General features: G+C 56.9%; 13 protein-coding genes. All 13 read right to left on the bottom strand.

Features of this window, described 5'->3' with window-relative positions:
- Window positions 1-46: 46 nt before the first annotated feature.
- Complete coding sequence (locus FFS12_RS14145) at window positions 47-7,447, bottom strand: tandem-95 repeat protein (protein ID WP_137887497.1); 7,401 nt, start codon at window positions 7,445-7,447, stop codon at window positions 47-49.
- 128 nt (window positions 7,448-7,575) lie between these two features.
- The gene (gene traV, locus FFS12_RS14140; protein ID WP_137887495.1) at window positions 7,576-8,064 is read right to left on the bottom strand and encodes a type IV conjugative transfer system lipoprotein TraV; all 489 of its coding nucleotides are present in this window, start codon (window positions 8,062-8,064) and stop codon (window positions 7,576-7,578) included.
- Between the two features lie 10 nt (window positions 8,065-8,074).
- The gene (locus FFS12_RS14135) at window positions 8,075-9,412 is read right to left on the bottom strand and encodes a TraB/VirB10 family protein (RefSeq protein WP_137887493.1); all 1,338 of its coding nucleotides are present in this window, start codon (window positions 9,410-9,412) and stop codon (window positions 8,075-8,077) included.
- A gap of 12 nt (window positions 9,413-9,424) precedes the next feature.
- Window positions 9,425-10,462 (bottom strand): type-F conjugative transfer system secretin TraK, encoded by a 1,038-nt coding sequence (locus FFS12_RS14130; RefSeq protein ID WP_256657394.1) that lies wholly within the window; start codon window positions 10,460-10,462, stop codon window positions 9,425-9,427.
- Between the two features lie 193 nt (window positions 10,463-10,655).
- A complete protein-coding gene (locus FFS12_RS14125; RefSeq protein ID WP_137887491.1) occupies window positions 10,656-11,291 on the bottom strand; it encodes a TraE/TraK family type IV conjugative transfer system protein in 636 nt (211 codons plus the stop codon).
- The gene (gene traL, locus FFS12_RS14120; RefSeq protein WP_137887489.1) at window positions 11,291-11,581 is read right to left on the bottom strand and encodes a type IV conjugative transfer system protein TraL; all 291 of its coding nucleotides are present in this window, start codon (window positions 11,579-11,581) and stop codon (window positions 11,291-11,293) included. The genes FFS12_RS14125 and traL overlap by 1 nt, the downstream gene beginning before the upstream one ends.
- Window positions 11,578-12,357 carry a thioredoxin domain-containing protein gene (locus FFS12_RS14115; RefSeq protein ID WP_137887487.1) on the bottom strand — a complete coding sequence of 260 codons (780 nt, stop codon included), beginning with the start codon at window positions 12,355-12,357 and terminating at the stop codon, window positions 11,578-11,580. The genes traL and FFS12_RS14115 overlap by 4 nt, the downstream gene beginning before the upstream one ends.
- Before the next feature lie 93 nt (window positions 12,358-12,450).
- The gene (locus FFS12_RS14110; RefSeq protein ID WP_137887486.1) at window positions 12,451-13,101 is read right to left on the bottom strand and encodes a DUF4400 domain-containing protein; all 651 of its coding nucleotides are present in this window, start codon (window positions 13,099-13,101) and stop codon (window positions 12,451-12,453) included.
- On the bottom strand, window positions 13,094-13,450 hold the full coding sequence (locus FFS12_RS14105; protein WP_137887484.1) for a hypothetical protein: 357 nt from the start codon (window positions 13,448-13,450) through the stop codon (window positions 13,094-13,096). The genes FFS12_RS14110 and FFS12_RS14105 overlap by 8 nt, the downstream gene beginning before the upstream one ends.
- A 13-nt stretch (window positions 13,451-13,463) precedes the next feature.
- Window positions 13,464-15,296 (bottom strand): conjugative transfer system coupling protein TraD, encoded by a 1,833-nt coding sequence (gene traD / locus FFS12_RS14100; RefSeq protein ID WP_137887482.1) that lies wholly within the window; start codon window positions 15,294-15,296, stop codon window positions 13,464-13,466.
- Window positions 15,293-17,776: a MobH family relaxase gene (mobH, locus tag FFS12_RS14095; RefSeq protein WP_171011881.1), complete on the bottom strand. Its 2,484-nt coding sequence runs from the start codon at window positions 17,774-17,776 to the stop codon at window positions 15,293-15,295. Before mobH ends, traD begins: the two co-directional genes overlap by 4 nt.
- A 117-nt stretch (window positions 17,777-17,893) precedes the next feature.
- The gene (locus tag FFS12_RS14090; RefSeq protein WP_256657393.1) at window positions 17,894-18,937 is read right to left on the bottom strand and encodes a YqaJ viral recombinase family protein; all 1,044 of its coding nucleotides are present in this window, start codon (window positions 18,935-18,937) and stop codon (window positions 17,894-17,896) included.
- The gene (locus tag FFS12_RS14085) at window positions 18,924-19,529 is read right to left on the bottom strand and encodes a hypothetical protein (RefSeq protein ID WP_137887476.1); all 606 of its coding nucleotides are present in this window, start codon (window positions 19,527-19,529) and stop codon (window positions 18,924-18,926) included. Before FFS12_RS14085 ends, FFS12_RS14090 begins: the two co-directional genes overlap by 14 nt.
- Between the last annotated feature and the right edge of the window lie 19 nt (window positions 19,530-19,548).

Raw genomic sequence — 19,548 nt, 5'->3', positions numbered from 1 at the left:
TATCGTCGGAAATTAAAAAAGGGCCGTTTTTCGGCCCCTTCCCTGCTTACTTGTTGGCTACCGGGGTCGATTCGGCTCCAGAGTCGTCCACGCCGACGAGCGTGATTACAGGCTCACCATCCGGGTAGCGCCACATCGGCACCGAGATGCTGCTTGAGGTAAGCGCCTGCTGAACACCGTTGACGTACCAGAGGTTGCGCGCCATCCGACCGTCTTCGTCGGTGCAAACAGCCTTGGCCAGCCAGGAGGTACGGCCAACGGTTACCTCCATCTCGCAGTTCGGGCTCTTGTTCATCGAAACTGGGATGTCGACCTGGCCAGTAGCAGCCATCCCCATCTCAGTTGCGATGTCCAGTTTGACGGTGTGTATGCCCTCCTCTTCCAGCTCAGCGCGCCCGTAGTCGCCGGAACTCGGCAGAGCCTCCCCGTTGAGGGAGAAGACTTTGCTACTGATCCGGTCTTTCGGGTGGCCGCCTGTGATGCTTGGGCGGATCAGCACGCCAAGAGGTGCGCGGTTTGCGTCATTGTCGCCACTCCAGGACAACTGGATGTTCCATGGGATCGCATTCAAGAACTCAACGTCAGTTTCTGCGTAGCTGTAGTTACCACGGCTATCGCTGATGTGAGCCCCAAAGGTGTAAGTGCCTGGCTCGGTAACGCGCAGAATCCTGCTCGACTGACTTGAATCCTTGACCATCTCAATGCCCTCGTGGGGCGGAATTTCCCACTCTACTTTGAGATCCTCGAACTCACGGAACAGGCCTAGAGAACGCGCCGTCATGGTCAGATCCGCAGGGGCGTAGATTGCGGTCACCTTGCTGTTGATCGCCCATTCCGGCCAGTCGTATGACCAGAAAATCAGACGGTGCTTGGTCATGCCCATGCCGCCACGATCCTCATAGCCATTGATCCAGGCGCGCACGGCAATATGGCTTTCCTCATTGTCCATATCAGCCTGAGTGGGCGTGTACTTAACCTCACGCTCGGTCACTACCTGGCCGTCTGGCATGATGAACTCCCCATCCATGGTCATATCCATTTTCGGGTAGGGCATCATCAGGTTGGCGACCCAAGAGGCTTCCTTGCCAACTTCAGGGCGGCGAGGCCCGATGATCTGCACACGAGGCGGACGAACCGGGCGGAACGCGACACCAGCTCGAAGCTGCTTGTAAACACGCTTGTCCTCTGGGGCGTCGCTGTATTTCATACGAACGGTCAGGTAGACCCGAGAGACCTCACTCCGGGTGACGCTGTAGGAATCGCTACCCTGAATCCAAGTTGCACCACGGTCTTCAGACCACTCGATGATCATCCCGGTCGTGTCGAGCGGGCTCCCCTTGTTGTCTGTGAGCGTGAACTTGCCACTATCGCCAACGAACACGTTGGCCGGGCCTTTAAGTCGTGCTTGCGGCACAACATAGGCAATCACCTCGATAATGGGGGTCATCGACTTCGCGCCGCTATGGCGGTTGGTCATCTCGGCGCGAAGCATGTAGTTGCCACGCTCAAAGACCATCGTTAGGCGTTGTGGGAGGTTTTCATTAGTAACCACGTCCTCCCAACTCGCACCATTGTCCTTACTCATCTCCCAGCGAACGAGGCCAAGGTCGGCGGATTGCATCCGGTCTTGGGTCACTGCATAGAAACTGGAGCGCAGTGGTGCCGGCCCGATGACTCGCAGCGCTTGAATGCTGCCTTCCAGGGGCTCGCCGTTGAGGACTGACAAAACCATTGGTGAGCCGGATTGGCGAACAAGCTCGTACTCAGGAACAGGAGAGCGAACACGAGCTTCTGCGATAATCCGTACCGCCTGGTTGGTCAGGCTTTGCAGATCGATCTCGAACTGCGCCTTCCCTTCCTCATTGATGGGCTCCCAATCAGTCATGGGCTCGTAATCAACCCCCACCGTGGTGGAAAGCAGGCGAATATCCCAGTCACCCATTGTGCTGACGTTGAACGGATCATCCATGAACCGGGTGTCTTTGATTGCTACGTCGATTGGCAGAGATACGTTGTCGAGTGCTGTCCGTTCGTCGTTAAGGATCACGGGCAGGATGTTGTCGTGCGGAACAGCAAGCAAGGATGCTTCTTTGGTTACCTGCATGGCCGGCATCGCAGCGTATGCCACATTGATCGAGTACGGGGTAACGCTCCAAAGCGGAGCCTCGATCCCCTCGAGGTAGTGACTTGCACGTTGCGGTCGCCCGTAGCTCGGGAGAGTGGATTTCTGGAGCTCAGCTCCGTCGCGAATGACGTTGAGATTCAGAGCCGCAGCGATAGAGGTAATCGTCGCGGTACCGATATAGCCGCCAAGCTGGGAAACCGAATACATCCCCTCCTTCACTACGTTTTTCGTCGGCATTTCAATTTCAAGTGCCGGCGGAGTGATTACCTCAACATCGTGCTCGCCAAAGCCTATGGCTACCTCTTGGCCGCTCGGCGTAAACACCGAGGACTTCCAGGAGATATTGTTTTCTCCAGCCAAGTTGAATGCCCCGTCGAGGCCAACGCTGTTGCTACTCGCAAGCGGGTTCATGCCGTCAGGAACCTCCATCCAGCGGATGAGGCACACCGGACGGCTGACCCATTGTTGGGCGCTCTTCTTGGCAAAGGCTTCGTTCGAGGTCGTATCGCAGACCGGGCCTGCGACGTGTAGCAGGGACAGTGATACGGACTGAACAAGCTGGTAGGCCTGTTCAGGTGCCGGCTTGAGGCTGAACTTGATTTGATCGACTACGGCTTGCACGGTCAGGTCGTGAGTGAAGGTGACCATATCGTGCTTCTCCCCTTTCGGATCAAAGACCGAAACCGTCGCTTGCACTTGCTGAGTGCCGACCTGGCTACTGGATGCCTCCATCATCAGAGCGGCGAGCGTGCTGGTGTTTCGCCATTCGTCCGGAGTCTGCGTCCAGGTGATGAAGCAGGCGCGATCCTGAAGCACGTTCTTCAGTTTTGCTGCTTGCTCATTGGTCGCAATGCTGCACACGCTATTGCTGGCGGAAAAGGAGATTTGAGCCTTTCCAGTTGCCTGCGTGATCGTCCAGGTTTGAGCCGTCAGAGCGCCTTCCGGAGACCATGCGTGAACCGGGACGGAGTAAACCGGGCCGGTCATGTCTGCGGCGCTCAAGTAGATCGTTGCTTGACCGTCGACACCTACGTTCAGACCGCCGAGGCGCGCTTCAAGGGCCTCGGCAGTGAGTTTGGTAGGCACTAGGCGCATGCCAACACCTTGAGCAAGCTCGCGGTGCTGGAGTGTCACGCCAACCTTGGAGTCCGGGGTGACGATGGCGATAATTTCGGTACCAAGGGCCTGAATCACGTCCTGGTCAACGAGGACGAGCGCATTGGCACCAGAGCGCGTCGTCATTTGCTTCTTAACAGCCGGCACGCTCGGATTTGCAGTAGTTGCCTTGACTTCCCGATCCTTGAACATCTCCCAGGCTGGCAGGAAGTTCAGAACAACATCTTGCTCTACATAGAGGCCATCTTGATCTGTCGCCCGCAGTTTCACTGAAGTTTGGCTATCACCATCGGTTTTGTAGGTGATGGACATGCCGCTCACGGTTACAGATCCGTGCTCCGGCTGCTGAACGACTTGAAGGGTATGAGTGCCCCAGTCGTTAGGATCGTTGACGCTCAGTTGGGCTGTGCCGCCAATGCCTTCGTACATGCTCAGGAATTTCGGCGTGATCGATGTTGGCCGATAATTGAACTTGCTGACCGTTACTGAGGCGATCCCATCCACGGTTGCACCGGCAGCGTCGGTGGCGCGAATAGTGAAGCTATCTGCCCCGTAATAAGCGGCGTTCGGAGTGTATTCGAGACGATTCTCAAACACTCGTGCGCTACCGTGCGCCGGTTGCTGAAGGATTTCAAAGTTGTGCGTTTCGCCATAGGTAATGTCCACATCCGCTACGGTCGGGGTGAGTTGGTCGCTAACCATTCCCTCGTTGGTGGTGATCACTGCGCTAACGCTTGTTGGGGCGTCATTCACATAGGTCACTTTCACCTCAATAGGTTTGGCGTCAGACCAGACAGAATTTTTATCCTTGGCCCTGTAGCTGAGATTAAGCGTGCCATTCCAGTCCTTAGCGGGCGTTACGACCAGCGTTGAGCCGGTGAGTACAAACGCGCCCTCGGTTGCCGGAAGGGCGCCGACGATCTCAAAGGTGTGGTTATCACCTTCAAAGCTCAGGTCAACGTCACTGACCGTGAGCGCTATCGTTGCGCTGGTGTCTTCGGGAATCGAAGCCGTCTTTTCCTGGACTTCAGGCGTATCGTTTACTGCGGTGACGGTGATACTCACGGTGGCTGCTGCGGAGTAAGCCCCCGCGCTGTCCTTGGCGCGATAGGTCAGGCTAGTAGAACCGTTCCAGTTGGCGTCCGGGGTGAAGGTCAGAGTCGAGCCGCTGATAGTGGCTGTACCGTTCGCCGGGGCGTTCACGATTTCGTAGGTGTGCGAATCCCCCCAATAGGTCAAATCCGGGTCAGTGAGGGTTAAGGTCGCAGTACCGGCGGTATCCTCGTTGGTGGCGATGCTTTTGGCCGCCACTACAGGAACATCGTTCACTGGGTTGACGGTGATGCTCACGGTGACCGGCGCCGACCACGCCCCCGCCGAGTCCTGCGCCCGGTAGGTCAGGCTGGTGGAACCGTTCCAGTTAGCGTTCGGGGTGAAGGTCAGGGTAGAGCCGCTGATGCTCTCTGTGCCACTGGGCGAGCCCGCAACAATCGCGAACACAGTCGGTACCGGCGAGTCGATATCGGTTGCACTGAGGGTCACGGTGCCGCTGGTGTCTTCGTTGACCGTCAGCGTCTTGGCCTGGGCCACCGGGGCATCGTTCACTGCGGTGACAGTGATGCTCACGGTGACCGGCGCCGACCACGCCCCCGCCGAGTCCTGCGCCCGGTAGGTCAGGCTGGTGGAGCCGTTCCAGTTAGCGTTCGGGGTGAAGGTCAAGGTCGAGCCGCTGATGCTCTCCACGCCACTGGGCGAGCCCGCGACGATCTCGAACACAGTCGGTATCGGCGAGTCGATGTCGGTTGCACTGAGGGTCACGGTGCCGCTGGTGTCTTCGTTGACCGTCAGCGTCTTGGCCTGGGCCACCGGGGCATCGTTCACCGGGTTGACCGTGATGCTCACGGTGACAGGCGCCGACCACGCGCCCGCCGAGTCCTGCGCCCGGTAGGTCAGGCTGGTGGAACCGTTCCAGTTAGCGCTCGGGGTGAAGGTCAGGGACGAACCGCTGATGCTCTCCGCGCCATTGGCCGAGCCCGCGACGATCTCGAACACAGTCGGTACCGGCGAGTCGATGTCGGTTGCACTGAGGGTCACGGTGCCACTGGCGTCTTCATTGACCGTAAGCGTCTTAGCTTGGGCCACCGGGGCATCGTTCACCGGGTTAACCGTGATGGTGATGGTCGAAGTGTTGGAGATAGCCGCCTTGGAGTCGGTTACCCGGTAGGTCAGCGTGGTCGTGCCGTTCCAGTTCGCCGCTGGAGTGAAGGTCAGTGTAGAGCCGCTGATTGAGGCAGTGCCGTGGGCAACGTTCGGTGCTGTGACGATACTCCATGTATGACTGTCGCCCTCAAAGCTCAGATCCACGTCCGTGGCGGTGAGCGTGAGGGTTCCGGTAGCCTCCTCGTCAATGTTTAGGCTTCGATTGGTCACAGAGGGGGTATCGTTCACCGGGTTGACCGTGATGCTCACGGTGACCGGCGCCGACCATGCCCCCGCCGAGTCCTGCGCCCGGTAAGTCAGGCTGGTCGAACCGTTCCAGTTAGCGCTCGGGGTGAAGGTCAGGGTCGAGCCGCTGATGCTCTCCACGCCACTGGCCGAGCCCGCGACGATCTCGAACACAGTCGGTACCGGCGAGTCGATATCGGTTGCACTGAGGGTCACGGTGCCGCTGGTGTCTTCGTTGACCGTCAGCGTCTTGGCCAGGGCCACCGGAGCATCGTTCACCGGGTTGACGGTGATGCTCACGGTGACCGGCGCCGACCACGCCCCCGCCGAGTCCTGCGCCCGGTAGGTCAAGCTGGTGGAGCCGTTCCAGTTAGCGTTCGGGGTGAAGGTCAGGGTAGAGCCGCTGATGCTCTGTGTGCCACTGGCAGAGCCCGCAACAATCGCGAACACACTCGGAACAGGTGAATCGATGTCGCCGGCACTGAGGGTCACGGTACCGCTGGTGTCTTCGTTGATCGTCAGCGATTTGGCCAGGGCCACCGGAGCATCGTTCACCGGGTTGACGGTGATGCTCACGGTGACCGGCGCCGACCACGCCCCCGCCGAGTCCTGCGCCCGGTAGGTCAGGCTGGTGGAGCCGTTCCAGTTAGCGTTCGGGGTAAAGGTCAGGGTCGAGCCGCTGATGCTCTCCGCGCCATTGGCCGAGCCCGCGACGAGCTCGAACACAGTCGGTACCGGCGAGTCGATGTCGATTGCACTGAGGGTCACGGTGCCGCTGGTGTCTTCGTTGACCGTCAGCGTCTTGGCCTGGGCCACCGGAGCATCGTTCACCGGGTTGACGGTGATGCTAACGGTGACCGGCGCCGACCACGCCCCCGCCGAGTCCTGCGCCCGGTAAGTCAGGCTGGTGGAACCGTTCCAGTTAGCGTTCGGGGTAAAGGTCAAAGTAGATCCGCTGATACTGGCCGAACCGTTGGCCGGCGCCGAGACAATCCCGAATACGCTTGGAGCCGGCGAGTCGATGTCGGTCGCGCTCAAAGTCACAGAGCCCGAAGTGTCTTCGTTGACAGTCAGGGTAGTGGCTTGGGCAACCGGGGGGTCATTGACAGGATTTACGGTTATCCAAACCGTAGCTGTATTTGACCACGCGCCCTTTGAGTCCACAGCAGCGTAGCTAAGGGATGTCGTTCCGCTCCAGTTAGCTGGGGGTGTGAAGTAAAGCTGATTACCACTAATTGATGCCCAGCCAATTGCTGGATTTGTAACAATGCCAAATGCGTGGTAATCGCCAGAGTCAGGATCGCTGGCGGTCAAGGTGGCACTATTGTTAGTGTTTTCCCAACCTGAAAGCGAGATATCACTTACAGTGGGGGATGTGTTAGGCAACCTCTTGCAATATTCATATCGCCGAATCTCCTGCTTTTTATCGGTCGCCGGCACAAGTTCCATTAGCCTGCCAATTCTATAAATGTAACCATTATAGAGAACTTCGCCGTCAATGCTTGTAACCTGAAGACCAGTGCCGCCGCCCACAAAAAGACTATAGTTAGCAGAGCCAGTCTTATCCCATAGATGGGAATTCGCATAATAGCCAGCCCCAGCTCCAACATAATAACAGGTTTCATCGGCATGCGTTAATTGCGCCTGCACCAACAAATATGCAGCAAACAACAGATGGAAAAAACAAAACTTCCGTATTGCAACAATTGCGCTGAATATCTGAATACTTTTAAATGCGGACGGCTTCAAAACAGATCGCATAACAACATCCTTTTAGTAGTTGCAGGCGTAGACCTTCTCCAACAAAAAAGCAGTGCTGTTAGCACTGCTCCAGGGGAAGTCAAAGATTTAGAACCTATGAAAGTCCGCATCCTGATGGCCTGCTTTTGTTATTGTTTACCGTCTGCTTCAGCTTTAGTGGCGGTTAATGGCCTCAAGGTTGGTGAGGCATTTGGCTGCCTAGCACCAATTTCCCAGCGGCGATGCTCAACTTCCGTGTAGATGAAACCAGGAACGTAGAGATCGCCTTTTTCATCTTCCCAAGGGTCAATAGCAATACGCATCACAACTGCTTGCGAGCGAATAGGAAGAGGGTTTCGAGCACGCATTGGAATCGGCGCATTATCGGCACCCTCAGCAATCAGAACTCGGGTTTTAGCTTCACCCTCTTTCTTATTTTCCACGGCACCTTCTTGTTCTTGTTTCAACTTGGTCTTGTAATCATCCCCCTCAGTTGCAGAGTAAACATCTTTTGCAGACATACATGTCGCGCCATTAGGCATACCCTTACAGGTATATTCGCTAGCGCCGATATTCAGAACGCTACAGCCCGTAACAAGAGAGCTGAAAATGGCAAGTGCTATTAATTTCTTCAGCATGGCTGCATCCTTATTTGTTTACGTCTGCGACTTTGAGGGTGGAAGAGTTGAACTTGACGGTCATGCCTTTGTTGACGATGAAGTCCACATCTCGCATAGCGTCGATTTCGATTACAGGGAAAATGCTCTCGGCCATTTCCAAGTAGAAGTCAGCAATTCGCTCAAGCGCTGAGCCTGCCCCGGCGAAACCGGCGGATTGCAGCGCGTTGGAATCCATTGCTTGCTCGTAGACGGGAGAAACTTCCGAGTTGTCGTCGCCGTTTGAGCGAGTGACATTGATGGTCGGTACTTTCTGCACGGTAAAGGCAGAGGCTACCCCCTGCATGAAGCCAGCCATCAGGCTGCGGGCGAGGATCTGGCCTTGTTTGCTGACCAGACGGCCACGGATGCCAGCCTTACCGTCTTCGCCAGTCGCATAGGCCTCCAGCGAGGCCTCCAGAACGGAGCCGTCATTGCGGACGCAGGAAAGACGTTCAGAGCGCAGATAGGCGCGCTCGGAGCTCAGGTCTCCCCAACCGCCCGCAATCAAAAAGCACTCGCGGAAATCAGCGCGAAAGCGGTTTGGCAGGATTGCTTCGTTCTTGATACGTACCAGGCTTGGGAACGGGTCACGCTGGGCTTGCTTGCCTGTCGGAGCGTCCATGCCCGTCACCAGGACGCCAGAAAGGATCGAGCCGGCTGGAAGGGTGACGGAGATTTCCTCAGGCTTGTCGTCCTTAGCCTCGTCCTGTTTCTGTTTAATAACCCGGATCTTCGGGGTCTCTTTCTTCTCGCTGCTGCGATCCTTCGGGTCTTCTGGGGGGGGCGGAGGCAGGTTGGTGTAGACGTTGGACAGATCCGTAGACGAGCTGGTCGCCTTGCTGATGTGCGTCGGTTCACGAACAGGAATGGGTGATGATGGCTTGCTCGAAGCTGCGGAACTTGCAGGCTTGCCACTTTCAGCGCCCTCCTCATCGGAGTCCTTATTGCGACCAGACTCCCGCCCAACGCGGGCCAACTCCTGCTGCACGAGCTTGAGTTGCTCCTGAAGGCCTGTTACCTGCTCCTGAGTTTCCTTTAGTTGCACGTCCTTCTCTTTCTGCCCCAGCATCCGCTCAATGCGCGCCTGCTGGGATTGCAGTTGGCGCAATTGGCTGGCCACAGCGTCGAGACCGAGGGCACGAGGATCTTCGTCGGTGAGCACCGCCTCGATCTGCGGCTTAGCCGCCATACGCGCCTTGCGCTCAGGGGTGGCGGCATTCATGGTCACGCCGATAACCGTGCCGGCAATCAGTACGGTGCTACCGATGGCCAGCATCATCTTGCCTTTTGGGGAGAGCTTTTCGAGGAACTTGTGGATTGCGCTCAAAGGTCGAACTCCTTACTGCAACAGGCTTGGGCGAGTTGCGCTTTGCGGTACTTCAGTCGGCACGCGGGTGACAACAAAGACCTCTGTTTTCTGGCCGGGCTCCAATACTTCGTCCGGCCACGCGCTTGCCGCAGCGCGATGCGGGTGCGTGCATGCTCCGTGGTCAAATTCAACTGTGCGGGAGGAGATGTTTTCCGCCGTGGCGACAAACACGCGGAAGTCGTGGCCTTCGATCAACTGCGACTTGCTGAAATCGAAGCTGATCGAAGGCTGCGCGCAGGCCGGGATCTTCGCGCCGCTAGTCAGCTCACCGAAGCTGTAACCGCGTGGCAGGTTACCCATGGCCATGTCACGCATCAGCGAGCGCAAGGTGTCCATATAGGGCTGCGAGCGCTCCCACTTGCGAGCTTGGCCGCTGTAGTTCGCGGTCTGGGTGATAGGCATGCCGCCGGAAAGGCCTTGCACGTTCTTCGCCAGCACCAGATTCGCCTGGATGGGAGGAACGCTTTGCGGCAGAAGAGTCAGGGACAGTGCCACGGACTCATCGTCCTCCGGGGTAACGAACATGGTCACCGGCTGATCGGTTTCAGTGGTGACGTAGATGACGTTACCGCTGGTTGAGATTTCGGCCTTGCTCACGGTTTGAATGTGAGGGTTGTCGAAGGGTGTAACGATCCGGTTTATCTGCCCGCGACTGATCGGGATGAGGGTGTTCGTGCCATTGGTGACAACAACATCCTGACGGGTTTCAGTTGGCTGAGCCGGGGCTTGCCTGCTCACAACGCTACCAGGCACGGCAGGGTTCTCTACCTCGCTAGGAGTGATAGCAACCTTTCGTGGGGCGCGCTCAGCAGACTCAACGGATTCAGCAGCTTGAGTCGGCTCAGGGGACTCAAAGCCTCTGCTCGGGGCAGCCTGGGAACTGGCAGCTACCGGCATTTGCAGCCCTGGAATTTGGATCTGCTCTTGTGCGGACGCTTGGGCAGCAACGGCCATAGCCAAAACCAGCACTGCTGGCTGGAAAAGGGTTCGGGTGCGAGAAAGGGGCATTGAAACGACCTCGGTTCTTAGTTGAGGTCAATTCTGTCGCCCTTTTCAGCTCGCAGGTTTCGTTTTCAGGCGCATTTAGCGACTGAAAACGATCATCTCGATTGCCGCCGGAAAGCCCCGCCGTTGCAAATGGCCGGGCATAAAAAAACCCATGCCAAACGCAGTTCGGCATGGGCTCTCGGGGCGAGGGGTGTTACCTAGCCTTTCGGGCTTCTCGCTCTGCCTGATTTCGCTCTTTAGCTGCCTCGCGGTCAATGATGTCCTGAGTCCTGGCGTCGCCTGTATTGGTGCCCACCCAGGTCAAGTTTGGCCTGTAGTCTTGGATGGTCAGCTCAATCTCATAGGTACGGTTAGAGCGTTTCTTGTCGCCTGCCGGGCCTTCGGAGATAGAGCGTCCCGTGACGTAAAACTTGTTCGGGTTGACGTTATCGCGGAGGACTTTTTGAGGCTCGAAGTTAAGGCTCACCCGATCTTGGCGGATCTGGTGGATCTGTTTATCCAAGACCGTCATGGTCTCTTGATAGATCGCCTTATCCAGGATGGGGCCAATGGCATCCTTGACGACCGTTGCATTATGCGGATTCACGTTGCCAATCATCATTGCGATGTACAGCGCCCATGCCTCCGTGTATTCGCCGGCAGCTTGGGTCTTACTTAGCCAGGTCTTTTCAGTGAGCGTAGGAGGAACAAGGGTCACAACCTCGTCGCGATTCATGGCGGAGCACGACACGACGAGGTTGCTCACCAGTAATGCCGCAGCAGCAATCCGCAGGAATTGATTTTCGCCACGCATCCCGTCGAAGGAATTAGTCAGTGTCTTCAGCAGCATCAGATAAATTCTCTCTCGTATGAGTTGGGCATGGTGCGGGCCTTTTTGCCGCCAATAGCACCCCAGTACCAGTAGATAGCGTGCAGCAGATAGCCGTCTGGGCGGTTGTCGCAGAAGCGGCGGTAGAAACGGGCGAGGATCAGTCCGAGGCCAGTGCAGAGGATTAGCTGGGCCAGCAGCACCCCTGCCACCAGCCCGATGCCAATAGGCATTACCTCATCGAGCCGCCAGAACATGACGTGAGGCGGCTCGTCGATGTGCGCGGGAATCTTTACGGGTTCGGCGCTCACTTTGAGGCTCCTTGTTGTTTGCCAAGGCTTGCGATGGCCTTGAGGATGCCGTCCTGACTAGCGTTGGCACCCTGGAGCACCATCGACAGGCCGGTGGTGTTGTCCAGCACGAGCGTTGACGGGGTTTGTTGAATGCCGATCTTGAGAGCCTGATCGAGGTCACCAGCTACACGATCAATCGCTGCCTTGGAGTCGGTGCAGGCTGCAAATCGCTTCCCATCCAGGCCGAGGCTGCTGGCGAGAGAGACGAGTGATTCGCTGACACCTTTGCCGTGGCCTCCGGTCTTGTCGAACACGACTTCGGTGAACTTCCAGGCAGCGTCAGAGCCGCCCTGCTCGCCCGCGCACTCGATGGCGACGGACTGACGACGCGAGGCCTCACTCAAGGCTGGAACGTGAAGGATTGCGGCGTTGATCTGGCCGGCGGATGACTCGATGAGCCCCTTAACCTGCGGGAAGTGGTCGCGGCAGTATGGACATTCGGTGTCGGTCATCTCGATGAGGGTGTACCGAGCCGCTTGGTTTCCATAGACCCAGTTGTCTGGAGACGCCGGGATATCCTTGCCTTCGGCTGGATTGATCTTGCTTACCAACTCTTCGATTGTGCCGGTGTCGAGCCCTTGCGCCTGTGCGATGACCAACTCTTTCTGGATTGCGTTTAACTCGGCCTCCAGATCCGGCACAACCGTGAAGTATTTGTACGAAACAACGCCAAGGGCGGTCGCGAGCGCCGCAATGGCCACGGCACCCTTGATGGAGAAAGTGGATTCATTCATGGAAAAGCCAACCAGTCAGGATTTCAGGACATTCTGCGGACAAAAAACGCCTGAAGGTTTCGATTTCAGGCGCTTTTTTGGTCAGATTACGAATCAGATTTTCTTGGGCAGGTTGCTGATCAGCAGTGTCATAACGACAGGTAGCGTGATGATGATGAACGTCGCGATGAGTAACGGTGGAAGCGGTAGCGGCAGTAACACACTCAGCACGATCAACACACCACCCCACGAAAGGACGTTGTGCGCGTTGTTGTTGAGGAACGGGGATGAGTAGCTAAACCCCGTCCGCTTGGCGTTCCAGCGCATAAAGCCGGCATAGATCGCAGGTATCAGCACAGCAGCGAGCAATGGAATCCAGTACATCGTAAGCACCGCCCGATAGATCATCTGGTAGAGGATCTTTTGGATGGCCACGCCGCGAGTCTCCAAGTAGTCGAACCACCAATTCACGTTTTTCTCGAAGGCATCGACTGTCCCGCCTCGTGGCATGAACATATCCGAGACGGTCTTTTTCGCTCCAGAGTCGATCACCATGGTGGTGTAGTAGCCATCGGTCTTTTCCAGAATGCTGGCCAAGTCGTCCTGGCCAAACAGTTCGCTTCCCCACTTCCGCTCTTTGAGCATCACCGTGTCGATCAAGGTGTTGGGCGTGACCGTTGCCAGCATGAGTATCAGGACAAAGAGGAAGGCAATGGAGGCGAAAACCCCTTTGGGCCATTTTTCCTCTACCGAAGAATCAGCCATTGATGAGGTGCTCCCGAAGTAATTGAGGGACGTTTGTGCTCTCGCACCAAGCCTCGATGTTGTCTGTAGATGGGGCATCCCCCGAGGTAGTGAGGATCTTAACGACATGACCAAGCACGAGCCGAAGGCGGATGAAGTCATTAACCCCATCGCGGCACATGCGCTGATAGGAGGCCAGTGCGTCATTCAGAGCAGCAGCAATCAGCTCTGGCTTGTGGCCAGCCAGGAGCATCAGATAAATGAAATGGGTACCGCAGCGCCACTCAAGGTCGAACTTGCGCAGGCACGTCATCGCGGGGGCCTCGAGGCCGGTCATACGCTGGATTTGCAGCGGAATCGAAATAGACAATTTTTGCTCCGGATTACTGAGGCGTCGGGCCGGTAAGAATTGGTAAGCGGCCTTTGCGGATGTCACCACCTGCAAATACCGCCAGATATTCAAGGTCTGGCAGTTCACCAAGCAGGGCTGTTGGGAACCGTTCACCCTCCTCTTGCATGAGGCGCTCACCGACGTTGCCGCCCTGTAAAACCCCGCCTTCGCTGGCGGAGTTGCCCTGAGTCCGCATGACGTACTGGTATCGAGACATAGGCATTTTCTTGGCCACGAACTCTTGCGTGTCGGTGTCCAGGATGCGCAGGGCGATGATGTTGTTCGCGTTACCCAGAACCTGCATTGCCTTGGCCTCATCACCCATCCGTGCTACGAAGTCGGCGATGGTCTGCGTCGCAATGTAGAGGTTGATACCAGCGCCACGGCCTTTGTTGAGGAGCTGGATGAGTTGGTCGTTGATAACCTCCGCCGCCTCATCGACAAAGATGTTCACGGGTTTAGGAACGCGGTGGTTGTAGATTTCACCGGCTGTTGACGCGAGATCCGCCAGAGCAAGCGAGCCGATGGTCGAGCCCACCATCGAGTCGGCCAGCGAGTCGAGGCCGAGGTAGAGCACCTGATTACCGTTGATGACCGAATTCAGGTCGGTGATGTATCGAAGGTCATCCTCATCGTTATCTGTCGGTGACAACAGAGGGGCCATTGCTCCAGAAGTTAGCATCATCAAGATTGGCAGGAGGCCGGCGATCATCTTGCTGAAGTGCGTGCGCTCGTGCTCCAGCATCGTAAGCAGACCTTCAAGATCGGAGTTGGGCTGAACCGGGGCAATTTCACTGTAGTAGACCTTGCGCAGCACCTTGGCCTTCGCTTCGGTGTCCCTCACCTTGGCCGACAAAATTGCGGACTCGGCGATGCGAGAGAATTGCTCTACCCCAAAGACCTTGCTGCCAAATGCCGTGATTGCTTTGATGGTAAGGCCCGGCACATCACCCTCAAGAGTGCGCCGCAATCCCAGCAGAGTTGGCAGAATGCCGCATACCAGCATGGCTTGGATGACGTTGTTCAGGGCCATCTGAGCGAACGCCTGGAAGGGGTCGCCGGCCTCAGTTTTCATAAGCACAGCTACTCGGGACGCAATTTCAGTAGCGCGCCCGAAGTTTTTGGTGAGATGCAAGCGCACTGACTTGTCTGGATGACCAGGGTGGAAATAGTGGAAGTCCCGCCCTACACCCATTGCCTCGCATGTACGCCGGCATGTTTCGGCCAATCCTTTATCGCCCTTGGGGTCAATTACGATTACCGGCTCCCCACGGGCGATACACTGGGATATGGCCAGGTCGAACCACCGGGTCTTGCCCGCGCCTGTGGTGCCTAGCACGAGATGGTGGATAGAGCGCTGATCCTGAGGACGCCAGCAGGCCTCCTCCTCGTCCAAGCCGATACCGTGAAGCCACTTGGTTCCCTTGATCTCAGCCTTGCGCTTGCCCTTCTTGCCGATGATGGCCTCGATGTCCAGAGATTGAAGCTCAAAGGCGTACTGCCCGTGTTTCTGCCTCCACGGGAACGCCTCGCCGAAATAAAATTCGTGTGGGTGCTTCTTCACCAACTCAATGACTTCTTCGAGCGTAATGAACGTCAGGTTCGCGCCGACCAGGCAGGCTTTAGCCTTGCTCACTCGCATCGCTTTGGGTATTGCGGAAAGGGCAAAACCGGCTTGTACAGCAAGCGTTATCAGGTAGGGAGTTGTGGGCATGTCGGCCATGATATGAACTGCCGAGCTGGCCACCATGGACGCGCCCCAGGCCGCAGCCTCTCGAGCCTCGAAGTTCTTGCGCCAATAGTTCGTGTAATCCCATTCACTCATTTGGTTGAAACCTCCACAGGTAGCGGGCGCACATAGATCTTGCGGCGGCTGGCGATCTTCACTGCGTCGCGTAAAGCAAGCAGCGCTGTTTCGAGAGATGCACTGGTAATGGAAAATTGATCTGCGGCAGCGTTTAGCTGGCTCAGGGTTACCCTGAGCGTCGGCGAGCCGCTGATCTCTTCAATTGCGGCATTCGCCATGAGGGCCTTGACCGCTGCTGTCAGGTTGTCCAGTTGATCCACTGGCAGCAGCGAGACGTGCGGGATGTGCCAGTTGAGCCCGGCCAGCTTGCAGAACATGAAGCTGTAGTCCTGAGCCAGCAAAAAGCCTTCCCTTAACTGGAGGACACGAGTGAGCGCGGGGCCTTCGGAGGTGATGTCCTGCCATAGCCACCCAGCCTCGACGAGAGCTGGAAGGTCGGCGGTCTCGAAAATGCCCTTATCGAGGCACAGAAACACCTTTCCCTTGGCCTGTGCCGCCAAGTCAACGTCCTTGCTCGCGGCGATCAGCTTCGTTGCAAATGCCGGCTGTTGCTCTAGGAGGTAGATTTCATGTTGGGCCAGCTTGCTGGAGACCTCCTCACCGAAGGCTGAAGGCTTGGGCTTTGCAGCTTTCCGGTTCTCGGTTTGCGCAGCCTCAAGTTTTGGTGCTGGCTGCTTCTTTTTCGGAGCGCCCTTGCTCAACAGTTCATTGAGGGAGATTTTTCCCTCTCGGATTGGTATGGCCTGTGCGGGCTCCGCAGCATCTGACGACACGGCGGATGCTTCAGCTTCAGTAACAGCCTCGACTACCGGATCTGGCTCAACGGCAGCAGGGCTCGCGCTGAGGAACAGAAGCATGTCCTCAAGGCTTTCGGCGGCCTCTGGCTGGTAATGTTCGCCAGCGTCCGCCACCACTACCGGATCAGCCTTCCTTGGTTGGGGTGCGTCCTCAATGGCCGGCGCAGCCGGTTTGAGTGTGACCCCGCTTGTGGGTGCCGCCGGTACAGGAGCGGACTGTCGCGGGGTTTTCTTGGTTCCCTTTTGTTCCTTGGCAGGCCTACTCGTACTGCTGTTTGGCTCGTCTGTGGCAGCCTCATCGGAGGCCGCGGATCGTACATCTCCTGGATTCTCACCATTCAGATCCGGCCCAAACATATCAACCTGATTCTGGCTGGCAAGGGTAGCCGCCGCTCCTGCTGCATCATTCGGAGCAATAACATCCGTCTGCTTGCCTTCCTTCCCAAGGCTGATGGACACAGGCGGCGGTACCGGGGAAGCCGGGAACAGAGTGTCCGGAGTCTTCAGTTTCATGCAGCGAAGAGCCGGGCCTTTGCCGTTCTTGCGAAGCAGATGAGGCGTAACGTGCCACAGGAACTCACCGTCAGAAGGCGGTTCCGCTATACCGTGATCGACCAGAATGCCGATTAGCGTCTCAGGTGACCGTGGGATCGCAATGATTCCGTCCTTGAGTACCATCTCGATGATTTCCTGGGCTCCCTGCTGCCAAGCGATATAAACGCCATCAGTAGAAGTCCAGACTCTCCCGCCAGGAGTGTTGACCTCCCAAACCCCATCACTCACAAGGCGGTGCATCGCATCGATCGCTAGGCGCGGCACAGGAACACCAGTACCGCCACCATCTGTAGGGCCACGCAGGAGGTCGCGCTTTGTCGATGTGGTATCGGCCCGGCGCACAATCTCCGCAAGCGGAGAGTTACCGTACCCGGTAATGGCGTCGCACATATCCGAGAAGATGTCGTCGCAGTTGTCGTCCGTGAGCCACGCTCTCACCTCAAGCGGGATGATGATGCCAATGAGTGTCGGCGTGGCTCGCACATGTGCGTCGTGCCGATTAGGCCTCCAGTGCAGAAAGTAGCGGGTCAGCTTGTGGCGCTGAGACCACTTAAAGATGCTTTCGGAACTGAAGTTCCAGTTATGCACCCCATCCATACTCGCGACACGAATGTCACTAATCGGCTTGCCGGCGTCATGAAGAAGACCAGCCGTGACGGCAGCTACATACCATCGGCGTTTTCGCATACTCCGCCGGGCGGGGGTTAGTTCGTTGTCCCATTCACGAGTGAGAGCCGCATCCAGGGCGAGTGATGCTACCTCAAGGCTGTGACGCAGCAGGCCAGCCGGGCCACAGTGGTGATGGTTTTGTGAGGCTGGGAGCAGATGAGCCAGCTCAGCAAAGTTCTCCAGAACGGGTTCGAGATATAAGTCCCGGTCAGACTTCGGCATGCCCACGGAGACAGAGATCCGGTCATACAAATCTTTCTGAAAGGTACGCATGAGCCAAGCGCCGTTGACTTGCGCGGGGTAGCCCTGCTGATAGGGCGGGTAACACAAAATACGCCAGTCGTGGTTCTCAAGGTATGGCCTGATCTCAGGCGTAATCAAATCTTCGGCTGGGTGCCGAAACTGTTTGTCCAGTTTGCGTGTAGCACTGGCTCTGCTGGGCCATAAGGTTTTGAGGAAGGACAGGATAGGGGGCATACGATTCTCGGGCAGATGTTTCCAAGAATGATGCTGGAAAGAAACAGGGAGAGGAGTCGATTTCAGACCGTTTTATGGTCAGAAAAAAGCCCGGCACAAGGCCGGGCGTAGGGGGGGTTACAGCGAGAACGTGCCGAAGAACTGCGAGAGTTCCACCGGCTCATCCAGTTTTTGCTCAGCCTTGACTCGCACTATGGGTGCGGGCTCGGGCTGGGCGGTTGCTTCATCGAAAGAAGCATTGACCGTGAATCGGGTTGCTACTGTCGAATCGGAGCGATGACGCTGAATCACTTCGGCAGGTATTTCCGCCATCAGTTCTTCAGCCACACCCTGCCAGTCAACAGAACCACTCACCTCATAGGAGGTGATTCTCACTCCAAGGGCATCGACCTTTTTGAACTCACCCAGAAGCGGCATGAGTTGAGAATCAATGTCCTTGGTTTCCTTGGTCAGCACCTTCAACTGAGTTTTTAGCTCGGCCAATTTTGCTTCCTTCTCGCGCCTGGCCTGTGCCAGAGGTCGCCATGCCTGCAAATCGAGAACGTCCGTAGGGATCAGATCACGCTTTGGATCAGGCTCAGGGCGAACCCCAGTTTCCACAAGTTTCCAGAAGGCTTCTTCTGCCTGGATGATGCGCTTAACCAGGATGTCATCCCGATCAACGATCAAGCAGCAGGGCTCATGCTTCGGAGACCAGCACCACAGGTAACCGCGCTTTGCACCACTGACAATCATTTGGTGCAAGAGCTGCCAACGGTAGAGCTGGAAAGCAGGGCTTTTGTCCCGCAACACGAGCACTTCCAGATGGTTGTCCTCGGAGAGGTTTTTAATCTCGACCGGCGAGCCATCGTCCAGAACGCCGTCAAACGATGCCCGAATGATCGGACGCTCGCTCGACTCAGCGCAGAACGGCAAGGCTAGCTTGCCGTACTTGTCTTCAAAGCCTTGCAGAGCTAGAGGCTCGAACTTGACGCCCCTCCTAACCTGCGGAATAACCGACAGATCCTGCGGAGCGACAATCCCAACCAGTTCTTTCCATAGCTCAAGGGGCGTTTTATCCGGGTTTTGGCCCATGATCACCGCGCAACTGGTTGCGCTGATGCCGTCCTTTCGCCATGCGTGCCACTCAGGTGTCCGCTGTGCAATGTCAACGATCTTCATTGCATACCTCCTCAGCGAACCCCAGCTTGGCCATCACCTCGTCACTATGCCGGGTACCATTATTGCGGTACTCAGCGCAGAGCTTCAGGTTGTGGAATAGCTCGGTTTTCTTCAGTGCCGTAGCGCCGTAGAAGCCCTTCGCGAAGTTTGTTTCCGGGTCGATCAAGTCCACATAGCCGATGCCATCGAGCATCGTCTTGCGCAACCGATCCGCCTTGCACAGTGCATCTGCGAAGCGTTGATCCAGAGGGCCGCACAGTTCCAAGAACTCGCAGCCAATTTCTTTGCCAAGAGACCGTAGTGCGCTGCAAAGCGCATTGTGTCGCTCAGTGCGCAGCTCTTCGGCCTTCCTGTGGAAGTCCTGGAGCCGCGTGCTGTAGTCAGCACCCCACACACGCAGATCCTGCTCATCCTCTTTCGTCAGGCCCCGAAGGTCAGGACTTTCCGGCCAGTTATCCAGATCCAGGAACATGCTGAGTTTCTTCAGCATGGTTTTTCCCTGAACCTCGATCCCCAGCTCAGAACAACGGTGAGCGACGATAGCTGCTTCTGCGGCGTGAAACGCCTTACTGCATGACTCGAAGGTCTTCATCTCGTTTCTCCTTTTCTCA

The sequence above is a fragment of the Pseudomonas sp. 2FE genome, assembly GCF_005503735.1.
GTDB lineage: Bacteria > Pseudomonadota > Gammaproteobacteria > Pseudomonadales > Pseudomonadaceae > Aquipseudomonas.
This window is presented reverse-complemented; position numbering and strand designations above follow the sequence as displayed.